At 66.8% G+C, this 12,711-nt stretch carries 10 protein-coding genes and 1 tRNA gene; 4 read left to right on the top strand and 7 right to left on the bottom strand.

The window, feature by feature from the left end; genetic code table 11:
* Positions 1–3 precede the first annotated feature (3 nt).
* From G3N99_RS23955 to G3N99_RS23945, 3 genes are read left to right on the top strand one after another with little or no spacing between them, the layout of a single operon-like run.
* The gene (locus G3N99_RS23955; RefSeq protein ID WP_206123632.1) at positions 4–2,193 is read left to right on the top strand and encodes a TonB-dependent receptor; all 2,190 of its coding nucleotides are present in this window, start codon (positions 4–6) and stop codon (positions 2,191–2,193) included.
* On the top strand, positions 2,181–3,449 hold the full coding sequence (locus G3N99_RS23950) for a glycoside hydrolase (protein WP_206123631.1): 1,269 nt from the start codon (positions 2,181–2,183) through the stop codon (positions 3,447–3,449). Before G3N99_RS23955 ends, G3N99_RS23950 begins: the two co-directional genes overlap by 13 nt.
* Positions 3,446–3,928: a TlpA family protein disulfide reductase gene (locus G3N99_RS23945; protein ID WP_206123630.1), complete on the top strand. Its 483-nt coding sequence runs from the start codon at positions 3,446–3,448 to the stop codon at positions 3,926–3,928. Before G3N99_RS23950 ends, G3N99_RS23945 begins: the two co-directional genes overlap by 4 nt.
* Before the next feature lie 79 nt (positions 3,929–4,007).
* Here G3N99_RS23945 and G3N99_RS23940 read toward each other — a convergent pair whose 3' ends face one another.
* The 7 genes from G3N99_RS23940 to pepN form a co-directional block, all read right to left on the bottom strand.
* Positions 4,008–4,262, bottom strand: coding sequence for a GlsB/YeaQ/YmgE family stress response membrane protein (locus G3N99_RS23940; protein ID WP_041492772.1), 255 nt, complete (start codon positions 4,260–4,262; stop codon positions 4,008–4,010).
* Positions 4,263–4,523: 261 nt separating this feature from the next.
* The gene (locus tag G3N99_RS23935; RefSeq protein ID WP_174987621.1) at positions 4,524–4,736 is read right to left on the bottom strand and encodes a hypothetical protein; all 213 of its coding nucleotides are present in this window, start codon (positions 4,734–4,736) and stop codon (positions 4,524–4,526) included.
* A complete protein-coding gene (locus G3N99_RS23930; protein WP_206123629.1) occupies positions 4,733–6,466 on the bottom strand; it encodes an FAD-dependent oxidoreductase in 1,734 nt (577 codons plus the stop codon). Before G3N99_RS23930 ends, G3N99_RS23935 begins: the two co-directional genes overlap by 4 nt.
* A gap of 161 nt (positions 6,467–6,627) precedes the next feature.
* Entirely contained in the window at positions 6,628–7,437 is an 810-nt protein-coding gene (locus tag G3N99_RS23925; RefSeq protein WP_206123628.1) for a helix-turn-helix transcriptional regulator, read from the bottom strand.
* 169 nt (positions 7,438–7,606) lie between these two features.
* Positions 7,607–7,682 (bottom strand) — tRNA-Thr (locus tag G3N99_RS23920).
* 207 nt (positions 7,683–7,889) lie between these two features.
* A complete protein-coding gene (locus G3N99_RS23915) occupies positions 7,890–8,903 on the bottom strand; it encodes a class 1 fructose-bisphosphatase (protein ID WP_174944600.1) in 1,014 nt (337 codons plus the stop codon).
* A gap of 278 nt (positions 8,904–9,181) precedes the next feature.
* On the bottom strand, positions 9,182–11,875 hold the full coding sequence (gene pepN / locus G3N99_RS23910) for an aminopeptidase N (RefSeq protein ID WP_174944603.1): 2,694 nt from the start codon (positions 11,873–11,875) through the stop codon (positions 9,182–9,184).
* 187 nt (positions 11,876–12,062) lie between these two features.
* Between pepN and G3N99_RS23905 the strand changes: the two genes are divergently transcribed.
* Positions 12,063–12,711: DUF4136 domain-containing protein (locus tag G3N99_RS23905; RefSeq protein WP_206123627.1), on the top strand; the 649-nt coding region annotated here is incomplete at its 3' end.

Genomic DNA, 12,711 nt, shown 5'->3' with positions numbered 1-12,711 from the left:
ACCGTGCCGCCTGCGCCGGCGGCCGGCGCTACGCTGAGCGCCGTCAGCGTGACCGCGCAGCGGCAGCCGGTCGATCCGGATACGCCGGCCGTCGTCACGTCGATCACGCGTGAGCAGATCGAATCGCACACCAACGTCACCACCGAGGATGCGCTGAAGTACGCGCCGAACCTGATGGTCCGCAAGCGCTATATCGGCGACCGCAACAGCGTGTTCGCCGGCCGCGACTTCAACGAACTGCAGAGCGCGCGCGGGCTCGTCTACGCCGACGGCGTGCTGCTGTCGAACCTGCTCGGCTCGAGCTACGCGTACCCGCCGCGCTGGTCGCTGATTCCACCCGACGATATCGCGCGCGTCGACGTGCTCTATGGCCCCTTTTCCGCGCTGTATCCGGGCAACTCGATCGGCTCGACCGTGCTGCTCACGACGCGTCGCCCGGAAAAGCTCGAGGCGTCGCTGTCGACGCAGTTCTTCACGCAGCGCTACCACGACGGCTACGGATTCGCGGACAGCTTCGGCGGCAATCACCAGACAGCGCGAATCGCGAACCGCGTCGGCCGGTTCTGGTTCGCGCTGTCGCTCGACCGGCTCGAGAACAATGGGCAGCCGATGCAGTATGCGAGCCCCAATTCTGCATACAACCCGAAGCTCGGCGCCGCCGTGCCCGTGACGGGCGCCGCGACCGACATCGGGCCGAATGGCAAGCCGCGGACGATCGTTGGCGCGCAGACGATCGAGCGGACCGAGCAGCTCAACGAGACGGTCCGGATGGGCTATGCGTTCACCGACCACGTCGACGCGACGCTCACGCTCGGGCATTGGGAGAACCATTACCGGCAGCACGGTGAAACCTTCCTGCGCGATGCGGCCGGCAATCCGGTCTACGGCGGCAACGTGTCGATCGGCGGCCAGAACATGACCGTCGCGCCGAACGCATTCGCGCCGCAGCGCGGCGACCAGGAGAACTGGCTGTACGCGCTCGGCCTGAACGGCCGGCTCGATTCCGGCTGGCGCCTGTCGGGCGTCGTGTCCGCGTACGACGTGTCGCGCGACGTGCAGCGCTCGGCGTCGACCGTGCAGGGCGGCGCGGGCACGCTGTTCCAGGGCGACGGCACCGGCTGGCGCACGCTCGACCTGAAGGCCGAGGCGCCGGAAGTGAAGGGCCATACGTTCACGTTCGGCTATCACTACGACAACTACTTCCTGCGCAACGTCACGTACAACACGGCCGACTGGCTGGCCGGTCCGACCACGTCGCTGTCGAGCGTCTATCGCGGCGACACACGCACGCAGGCGCTGTTCGGACAGGACGCGTGGCGCTTCGCGCCGGGCTGGCTCGCGACGCTGGGGCTGCGCTACGAGCGCTGGGATGCGTACGGCGGCGCGCTCGGCAATGCGAGCGGCACGCTCGGTTATGCGGACCGCAGTGCGAACGCGCTGTCGCCGAAGGTCGCGCTGCAATGGGATGCGACCGACGTCTGGCGCTTCCGGCTGTCGTTCGCGACCGGCACGCGTTTCCCGACGGTCGGCGAACTGTTCCAGGGCACGATCTCGAACAACGCGATCGTCAACAACAACCCGAACCTGCGGCCGGAAAAGGCGATCGACTGGGACTTCACGGCCGAACGCGACGTGGGCGTCGGCGTCGTGCGAGCCAGCGTGTTCCAGAGCGACCTGCGCGATTCGATCTACAGCCAGACGACGGTGTCGGGTGCGACGACGGTGACCAACATCTCGAACGTCGATCGCGTGCGCGTGCGCGGCGTCGAACTCGCGTTCAGCGGCGAGAACGTCGGGCTGCGCGGGCTCAATCTCGACGCGAACGTGTCGGCGAGCAACGCGCAGATCCTCGCCGATGCGGCGAATCCCGCGTATGTCGGCTCGCGCTTCCCGAGGATTCCGCGCATGCGTGCGAACCTGCTCGCGTCGTATCGCTTCGACGAGCACTGGCTGGCGAGCGTCGGCGTGCGCTACTCGGGCCGCCAGTTCAACACGCTCGACAACAGCGACGTGAACCCGGATGTCTACGGCGGCACGAGTTCGTTCACGGTCGTCGACCTTAAGGCGCGCTACCGCTTCGACCGTCACTGGACCGCGTCGCTCGGCATCGACAACCTGACGGACCGCCGCTACTACGTGTTCCACCCGTATCCGGGCCGTACTTTCTATGGAGAACTGAAATGGTCGCTGTGAGATCGCTCGCGGCAGGCGTCGCGCTGTGGTTCGCGTCACTGTCGCCGGCCGGCGCGCACGATGCGCACGACGTGCCGAAGGCCGCCGATTCGCACGCCGCGCACATGAGCATGCAGGCCGCGCCCGCGCAGCAGAAGCAGCCGCTCGCGACGGGGGCGACATTCGACACGCATCACCGGCTGTGGGTCGCGTGGGTCGAGGGCGCGCACGTCGTCGTCGCGCATTCCGACGATGCCGGCCGCACGCTGTCTGCGCCCGTCACAGTCAACGCGATGCCGGAGCCGATCTACACGAGCGCCGAGAATCGCCCGAAGATCGCGACGAGTCCGGACGGGCGTGCGGTGTACGTGTCGTGGTCGATGCCGCTCGATGCGCCGTACACGGGCATGGTGCGTTTCGCGCGATCGCTCGACGCAGGCGCGACGTGGAGCGTGCCCATGACCGTGCATCGCGACCGGCAGGCCATCACGCACCGCTTCGACATGATGGCCGTCGATCCGGCCGGCAACATCGCGATCGCATGGATCGACAAGCGCGATCTCGTTGCGGCGAAAGCGGCGGGGCAGGCGTACGAAGGCGCGGCCGTCTACTACGCGGTATCGCGTGACGGCGGCGCGTCGTTCGAAGCCGAACGCAAGGTGACCGACCACACGTGCGAATGCTGTCGCATCGCGATGGCGATCGATCCGGCCGGACGCATCGAGGCCGCATGGCGCAACGTGTTCCCGGGACAGATCCGCGATCATGCGCTCGCCGTGTTGCCCGTCGCTGCGTCGGAGCCGATCGTACCGGTGCGCGCGACGTTCTCGAACTGGCACGTCGAGGCGTGCCCCGAGCATGGGCCGGCGCTGGCGATCACACCGGACGGCACGCGTCATCTCGTGTGGTTCGGCGTCGTCGACGGCCGGGCCGACGTGTTCTATTCGCGCATCGGCGCCGATGGCGAGCCGCGCGGCGCGCCGTGGGCATTCGGCGCGAATCCCGCGACGCCAGGCGAGCAGGCGTCGCATGCGGCGCTCGTCGCGCGTGGCGACATCGTGTGGCTCGCCTGGAAGGCGTTCGACGGCGACACGATGCAGATCAAGCTGCGTCGGTCGGACGATCGCGGCGAGCACTGGTCGGCGCCGCGCGTGATCGCGGCGACATCGGGCGCAAGCGACAACCCGCAACTGCTCGACGATGCCGGGCGGATCTATCTGTCGTGGCGCACGCGTAACGACGGCTATCGGCTGATCGCCGTGGAGGCAGTGAAATGAAGCGGCTGATTACATTGCTGGGCATCGTGCTTGCGAGCGTGCCGGCGTGGGCCGGCGGCGAGCTGCAGCCGCTGCGCGCGTCCGACGTCGCGCGCCTGTATGCGACTGCGCACGAGCGGCCGCTGGCGGTCGAGATCTGGTCGCTCGATTGCGGATACTGTCGCGAGAACGCCGCGCATCTGGTCGCGTGGCAGCGTCGTCATCCGGGCGTGCAGCTCGCGATGGTTGCGATGGATGCATACGACGACAACGGTGCGGCGATCTCGCAGGCGCTCGCGCAAATGAACTTGCCGCCGCAGGTCGCGCAGTACGCGAACGCGGAGCCGATGCCCGAGCGTCTGCGGGCGGCGCTCGATGCGGGATGGAGAGGGGAGATGCCGCGCACCGTGTGGATCGGGCGCGATGGCGCACGTGAAGCGCGCAGCGGATTGCTGACGGCCGACGTGCTCGACGGCTGGTTGCAGCGCGCCAGGCGCTGAACGTGACGACGGCGCGCGGCGAACGGGCCGCGCGCCGGCCGGATGCGAAAACGCGCCCGAAGGCGCGTGGAGAGAAGCGTCAGGCCGCTCGCTTGAATAGCCGGATCACGAACAGCAGGATCACCGCCCCGACGACCGCGACGATCACCGAACCGATGAAGCCGCTGCCGACGCTGATGCCGAGCATCCCGGCCAGCCAGCCGCCGATCACGGCGCCGACAATCCCGACGATGATGTCGACGATCAGCCCGAAGCCGCCGCCCTTGACGAGCAAGCCGGCAAGCCAGCCGGCAATCGCGCCGATGATGAGCCACATAATCAAGCCATGAGCCATGGTTGTCCTCTCCTTGGGTTGTGTCGAATGACCGACGTCGGCTGTGTCGCCGCAAGCTGAATGAAGGCGGCATCGCGACCCGCCGCGCCGCCCACGCAATGTAACGCGATAGACGGGTCGGAATCGTTAAGTAATGTTATGCACCCTTAACGGGATTTTCCAGGGAATTCGTCTGCGTACGGTGAGGCTCACGCATGGACAATGCGTAACGAAATGAATATGTAAGAAAAGGCCGTCGATGCAGCCGGTCGGCCATGAGCGTCATCGTTCGTGCGTCGAGGCCTGCATGCCCGCATCGGGCAATCCGTCGCCTGCGTCGGCGATCAGCCGTGCGACGGTCGCGGGTTCGCCGATCGCCTCGATCGACAGCAGCGCGAAGCGGGCGAGAAAGAGCGACGCATCGGCTTCACCGATTCGCGTCATCGTGCGGCACAGGTCGGTGTAGAGCGTGTCGCGTTCGGTATCCGTCATCATGCGGTCTCCTGAGGATCGATTGATGCGCACGGATGGAGTGCGCGTTCGAGCGCGGCGGTCACGTCGCTGGCGCGAGCGTCGTGCCAGCGGCCGAGTACGTGACCGTCCGGACGTACGAGATAGACGGTGCCGTCGCGCGCGCCGTACATGTCGAACAGCCGGCCGTCGTCGTCATGGCCGCCGCAGCCCGGTTGTTGCGGAGCTGCATGCCGTGCGAGCGTGACGAGCGCGAACGGTATCCGCGCTGCCTGCAGGCGCTGTTCAAGATCGGCGAGTGTCGGATCGGGCTCGCCGTCGGACGTGAAGCAGAACGCGGTGAAGCGCGGGGCGACGAGATCGGTCAGGTGGCCGCGGCGCATGTCGCTGCCGTGCGCCGTGTACAGCATCAGCGGACATTCGGCGAGCACCGTGCCGGGCGCCGGGCCGGCTGAAAACGTGTCACGTTCGGCTGCGTTGAGCGGCGACGTCGCATACGCGATGGCGGTCGTCTGGCGCGGATTGATCAGCGAGCGCAGCGCCGGCTGCCGGACCGCGAGCGACAGCACGGCCTTGCGCATCAGTTCGAAGGCAAACGACGGCGGCGCCATGAACTCGGTGCTCTTCGTGCCGTAGCGCAGGTTCTCGTGCGTCGCGAACACGCGCTCATCTGAGTAGCTGTCGAGCAGCGTGTCCGATGCGAGCCCGCGCGTCACGTACGCGAGTTTCCAGGCAAGGTTGTCGGCATCGTCGATGCCCGAATTCGCACCGCGCACGCCGAAGATCGGCACGAGATGCGCGGCGTCGCCGCAGAACAGCACGCGGCCGTGTCGATAGCGTTCGAGCGTCAACGCGTTCGCCTTGTAGATCGTGATCCAGATCGGCGACCAGTCGCCGCGCTCGCCCATCATGTCGAGCAGGTTCTGCACGCGCGGGATCACGTTCTCCGGCTTGACGGCCGCTTCGGGATCCTCATCGTCGCGCAATTGGTAATCGATGCGCCACACGTTGTCGGGCTGTTTGTGGACGAGCACCGTCGAGCCCGGGTTCGACGACGGATCGAAGTACGCGAGCCGTTCGGTCGGCCGGTCGCTGTCGAGCGCGATGTCGACGATCACGTAGCGGCCCTCGTAGCTCGTGCCCTGCAGCGACAGGCCGAGTGCTTCACGCATCGTGCTGCGTCCGCCGTCACACGCGACGATCCAGTCGGCGTCGAGTGCGTAGCCGCCGAGCGGTGTGTCGACGTCGACGCGTACACCGTCCGGTTGCCGGGTCACGCCGGTGACTTTCGCCTGCCAGCGGATCTCGATGAGTTCGGGGCGGCGCTGCGCGGCATCGAGCAGGAACTGCTCGATGTGATACTGCGCGAGATTGATCATCGGCGGCAGCTTCTGGTTTTCGTCCTGCGGCATCGTGAAATGCAGCACTTCGTCGCGACGGTAGAAGCTGCGCCCGCCGGTCCACGGCAGTCCCGTGCGCAGGAAGTCGTCGAGCGCGCCGAGCCGCTCGATGATTTCGAGGCTGCGCCGCGAGATGCAGATGGCGCGGCTGCCGTGGCAGACCGCATCGTCGGCCTCGATCAGCACGCTGCGGATGCCGTGGTTCGCGAGACCGAGCGCGACGGCGAGGCCGACGGGGCCGCCGCCGACGATCGCCACGCGATGCCGGTGCGTATCGATACCGCCGTCGCAGGCCGGCAGATGCGCGGGATGATGCTCGGCGACGAACGGGTAGGGCTTGAAGTCGATATCCATCGTGGGCTTCCAGGGGAGGGCGGTTCGACGTGCACTTGCGCCGGGGCAAGTGCAGGCAGTCGAAGCAGTATGGAAGCCGGGCGGAAAGCGGCTGTCCCCATTCCGGGTACAGCAAGCCGACCGGGATTTACCCCGATTCGGTCATCGCAGGCCGGTTCGGCTCAGGGCTGCAGGCAGAGCGCGAACAACTGGCGCTGGCTCGAGATGCCCAGGCGCCGGTACGCGCGTTTCTGGTACGTGACGACGCTCGACGCCTTCACGCCGATCGTCTCGCCGATCTCGTGCGCGGTCTGGCCTTCGAGCACGCCGCGCAGCACGTCGAGTTCACGCTTGGACAGCGCCGGGCATGCGCCGCGTAGCCGCGCGAGCATCAGTTGCGGGATCCCGATCTGCGCGGCACCGGCGAGCGCGTAGTGATGCTTCGCGGCCTGCGCGATCAGCGGCGCGAGCGCTTCGATCTCCGCGATTTCACGTGGCTGGAACGCGCCGCTGCGATGCGCGCGGTACAGGTTGATCGACAGCCAGCTCGCATCGTTGGGCTGCATCAGCAACGACAGCCGGTCGGACACATCGGGGCCGCGGTAGCAGGCCGCGCGATACGCTTCATGACCGATCTCGTCGCCGGCCTGCTGGTGCAGCAGCAGGTCGTGGCGGCGCGCGCCGCGATGCGCGCTCGACACGATCTTCTGATTGCCGTCGAGTGCGTAGAAGTGTCGCGCGTAGGTGTCGGCGACGTCGCGCAGGTAGCGGCCGCCGCGATGGTCGGCGACGGATAGCGTGCGCGGGCGGTTGCCGAACTCGTACGCGAAGATCGTGCATTGCGTGACCGACAGCGCGTCGTCGAACAGCTTCAGCACTTCGGCTGCGAATGCGTTCGGTTCGTTGTCGCCGATCGCGGCGACGAGGCGCGTCGCACGCGATACATCCAGTTGCCCGGTGAGGTTCGGTCGCTCGAGACGCCAGGTGCGCATGATGCTCGGAAAGGGCGGAGTGGTTCGTCGATTGTAATCGGCGGGGTACGGCGCGGGAGTCGGGTGATGCCCGCAAGCGGAGCGGGCGCGGGAGAAGGAGGGCAGCGCACGATTTGGCGCCCGAAATGAGAAAAGGGCTGACAAGCATGCTTGTCAGCCCTTTATAACTTGGTGCCGGAGATAGGAGTCGAACCTACGACCTTCGCATTACGAATGCGCTGCTCTACCAACTGAGCTACACCGGCATCAGAGAAACGAAATTATAAGGTGAAATCTGAATCCTTGGCAATAGGTTTTGCGAATTTTTTTCAGCTTGCTGCTGCTGTTTCGCGAAACTCATCGACTCGGCAAACTTCCCGCTTCGTTTCACTGCGATGCGACCCGTTGGGGTCACATCGAGAGCCGCGATTCTACGTACGTCGCGCGACACTGTCTAGTGCTGCAGTGCAAATTTATTGCTTTTCCTGATGGTAGCCCGTCACGCGCTCGACTTCGTTCTTCGAACCGAGGAACACGGGGACGCGCTGGTGCAGACCCGTCGGCTGCACTTCCATGATGCGCTGCGTGCCGGTCGTCGCGGCGCCGCCTGCCTGTTCGACGATGAACGACATCGGGTTCGCTTCGTACATCAGGCGCAGCTTGCCCGGACGATCCGGCGTGCGCTTGTCGGCCGGATACATGAAGATGCCGCCGCGGTTCAGGATCCGGTGCACGTCGGCCACCATCGAGGCGATCCAGCGCATGTTGAAGTTGTCGCCGCGCGGGCCGTCCTTGCCGGCGTTCAGTTCGTCGACGTAGCGCTGGACCGGGTCGTACCAGTGACGCGCGTTCGATGCGTTGATCGCGTATTCGCGCGTGTCGGCCGGGATCTGCATGTTGCTCTGCGTGAGCACCCACGAGCCGACTTCGCGGTCGAGCGTGAAGCAGTTCACGCCGTTGCCGGTCGTCAGCACGAACACCGTCTGCGGGCCGTACACGGCGTAGCCGGCCGCAACTTGCTGCGTGCCGGGCTGCAGGAACGATTCCTCGGTGGCCTGCTTGCCGTCCGGGCAGCGCAGCACCGAGAAGATCGTGCCGATCGACACGTTCACGTCGATGTTCGACGAGCCGTCGAGCGGATCGAACACGAGCAGGTATTCGCCGCGCGGGTAGTTCGCCGGGATCGGGAAGAACGTTTCCATTTCTTCCGATGCCATCGCGGCGAGGTTGCCGCCCCATTCGTTCGCGTCGAGCAGGATTTCGTTCGACAGGATGTCGAGCTTCTTCTGCACTTCGCCCTGGACGTTCTCGCTGCCGGCGGTGCCGAGCGCTTCGCCGAGCGCGCCCTTCGACACGTTGTAGCTGATCGCCTTGCACGCGCGTGCGACGACTTCGATCAGCAGGCGCAGGTCGGCGGGGAGGTTGTTGGTCTCACGTTGCTGTTCGATCAGGAACTTCGACAGCGTGGTGCGGCGGGCAATGGACATGACAGACTCCAGAAGGCCAAAGAATCCTTGAATGGCCGCAATTTTACCCGTCGCACCTCCCGAGCCGCCGGGTTTTTTCGTCCGGTTACATGGCCGGGCGGCCGAACCCGCCCGGTTTCCGGTGGTGGAGACGGGCGGGACCCGCGTTGCAGCGGCGGCTGACGCCGCGGTCAGACCCCGCGATTGCGCCCGGTTCCAGCACTATTCACACCATAAAAAAGCCGGTGCCGCGAGGGGCGGCACCGGCTTTATCACGCTTGCGTGAGCGGGCGATCGCGTTACGCGAGCGCCTTCTCGACGATCTCGCGCACGTCGCGCGATTTCGCGCCGGCAGCGACCTGCTCGAGCGCTTCGCGCATCCGGTCGCGCAGTGCCGGCGTGAAGCGGCGCCACAGTTCGAGCGAGCGGGCGAGGCGCGCCGCGACCTGCGGGTTGATCGCGTCGAGCGCGAGCACCTGTTCGGCCCAGAACGCGTAACCCGAGCCGTCCGCCGCGTGGAATTGCGCGGGGTTGGCCGCGCAGAAGCTGAAGATCAGCGAGCGTGCGCGGTTCGGATTCTTCAGGTTGAACGCGGGGTGCGCGAACAGCTTGCGAACCTTCGCGAGCGTCGGCTGCGCGGGCGTACCGCGCTGCGCGGCCTGCATCGCGAACCACTTGTCGATCACGAGCGCTTCCTTCTCGAAACGGCGATAGAAATCGTCGAGCGCGCGCTCCGCCGGTTCGTTCGCGCCGGCGGCCGCGGCGGACAGCAGCGCGCCGAGTGCCGCCGCGCGATCGGTCATGTTGTTCGCCGCATCGTATTGCGCGGTCGCGAGGCGCACGGCATCGGCCGGATCCTCGAGTTCGGCGAGATACGCGAGCGCGAGGTTCTTCAGCGCGCGGCGGCCGGAGGCTTCCGGCGTCGGCTCATACGCGCCAGGCGTCTGGTGCTGCTCGTATGCGGCGAGCCAGTCGGCGCGCAGCGCGGTGGCGAGCTGGCGGCGCACGAACTGGCGCGCGCGATGCACGGCGGCCGGATCGGCTTCCGCCATCTGGTCGGCGAGGTAGGTTTCCGACGGCAGCGTCAGCGCGAGTTCGCGGAACGCCGGCGACAGCGTCGCGTCGGTCAGCACGCGGCGGAATGCGGCGACGAAGTTCTCGCCGAGCGTGAGCGGCTCGTTCGCGGCGGCACGCGAGGCGAGCGTCAGCAGCGCGCGCGTCGCGAGGCGCTGGCCGGCTTCCCAGCGGTTGAACGGGTCGCTGTCGTGTGCGAGCAGGAACGCGAGGTCGTCGTCGCTGTAGTCGTACTCGACGATCACCGGCGACGAGAAATTGCGCAGCAGCGACGGCAGCGGTTGTTCCGGTACATCGACGAACGTGAAGGTCTGCTCGGTGTCGGTGAAGTCGAGCACGCGCGTCGTGCCTGCCGCGGCGGCTTCGCCTTCGAGACGCAGCGGCAGGTCACGGCCGTCGCGGCCGATCAGGCCGATTGCGAACGGAATCAGCAGCGGCCCTTGCTGCGTTTCGCGCGCGGCCGGCGATCCGTCGCCGTAGCCCTGCGCGAGCGTGACCGTATAGCGGCGTGCGGCCGCGTCGTACGCGGTGCGCACCGACACGCGCGGCGTGCCCGCCTGGCTGTACCAGCGTTCGAACTGCGCGAGGTCGCGCCCGTTCGCGTCGGCCATCGCGTGACGGAAGTCGTCGCAGGTCACGGCGTGCCCGTCGTGACGCTTGAAGTACAGGTCCATCCCCTTGCGGAAGCCGTCGCGGCCGAACAGCGTCTGGTACATCCGCACGACTTCCGAGCCTTTCTCGTAGACCGTCATCGTGTAGAAGTTGTTGATCTCGACGTAGCTCTCCGGGCGCACCGGGTGCGCCATCGGGCCCGCGTCCTCGGCGAACTGCAGCTGGCGCAGCACGCGCACGTCCTCGATGCGCTTGACCGCGCGGGCCGCCGATTCGATGTCGTCGCCCGCAGCCATGTCGGCCGAGAATTCCTGGTCGCGGAACACCGTCAGGCCTTCCTTCAGGCTCAGCTGGAACCAGTCGCGGCAGGTCACGCGGTTGCCGGTCCAGTTGTGGAAGTACTCGTGGCCGACCACCGATTCGATGTTCGCGAAGTCGGTATCGGTCGCGGTCTCGGGGTTCGCCAGCACGTACTTCGTGTTGAAGATGTTGAGCCCCTTGTTCTCCATCGCGCCCATGTTGAAGTCGCCGACCGCGACGATCATGAAGCGGTCGAGATCGAGCTCGAGACCGAAGCGCTTCTCGTCCCAGCGGATCGAGTGGATCAGCGAATCCATCGCATGACGCGTCTTGTCGAGGTCGGCCGGTTCGACCCACACCTGCAGCAGCTTTTCCTTGCCCGAGCCGCTCGTGATCTTTTCCTCGATCGCGACGAGCTTGCCCGCGACCAGCGCGAACAGGTAGCTCGGTTTGCGGAACGGGTCTTCCCACTTCGCGAAGTGGCGGCCGTCGGGCAGGTCGCCGGAATCGACGAGGTTGCCGTTCGACAGCAGCACCGGGTACGCGGCCTTGTCGGCGCGCAGCGTCACCGTGTACGACGCCATCACGTCGGGGCGATCGAGGAAGTAGGTGATGCGGCGGAAACCTTCGGCTTCGCACTGAGTGAAGAAGTTGCCGCTCGACACATAGAGGCCGGACAGCGTCGTATTCTGGTCGGGTGCGCATGCGCTTTCGAGCGTCAGCTCGAATGCTTCGGGGACGTTCTCGACGGTCAGCCCGTGTTCGTGCGCGCGCACGGCGCCATGCGGCGCGCCGTCCAGGTGTGCGCCGAGGAATTCGAGCGCTTCGCCCATCAGCTCCAGGTGCGGCGCGGGCGCGGCGTCCGGATTGCGGCGCACGCGCATCGTGTTCCTGACGATCGTACGGGCCGGCGCGAGATCGAATTCGAGCGCGACGGAATCGATGAGGAAGGCCGGCGGCGTGTAGTCGGCGCGGCGGATCACGGTGGAAGAAGCGTTGTCGGACATGGTCGTCGAGATCGGTGGAGTGGGGGACGGGCCCGTGGCACGGGCCGGGCGAACCGGGCCATTGTACAAAGGCTGGCGGCCGCGTGCCGGGCGAACTTTTTACCGGTTCCGGGAGTCCGCGTATTATCGGCATCCCGTTACGGTTCGCGCGGTGCGACGAACGGGTGACGGATCGAAGAGGATCAACATGAAACGCGAATGGATTCAACGCGGTGCGGGCTGGGCGGCCGTGCTGTGCATGGCGCTGCTGACCGGCTGCACCAGCTACGTGACGACCCAGGTCACGGCCTTCTCCGACTGGAGCGGCAGCGATGCGACCCGCACCTATGCGTTCACGCGCACCGATGCGCAGAAGAACAGCATCGAGCAGTCGACCTACGAGCCGATCGTCGCGAACGAACTGTCCACGTATGCGTTCCGGCAGGTGCCGCAGGCGCAGGCGCGATATCTCGTCGGGCTGACCTACGCGGTCGGCAGCGATCTCGTGACGGTGCCGCAGCCGGTCTATTACGATCCGTGGTTTGCGCCCGGACCGTACTGGCGGCGCGGGCCGTGGGGCCCGTGGGGTCCCTGGGGGCCGATGCCGGCCGGCTACGTCGCACAGACGTACCAGGTGTTCGACTACACGCTCGGCATCCGCATTACCGAGCGCGCAACGGGCAAGGAGGTGTACAACGTGTCCGCGCGCACGACCGGCGACAACGGCACGCTGCTGTACGCGATGCCGTTTCTCGCGCGCAGCGCGCTCGCCGATTTCCCGCTGTCGAACGGCGCGGTCCGTTCGGTCCGGCTGCCGGTCGACAAGCGCGGCGGCCCGGCGGCGCCGGCCGCCAACG

Origin of the sequence: Burkholderia sp. Ac-20392 (assembly GCF_017104585.1) — a bacterium.
GTDB classification, from domain to species: Bacteria; Pseudomonadota; Gammaproteobacteria; order Burkholderiales; family Burkholderiaceae; genus Burkholderia; species Burkholderia lata.
This window is presented reverse-complemented; position numbering and strand designations above follow the sequence as displayed.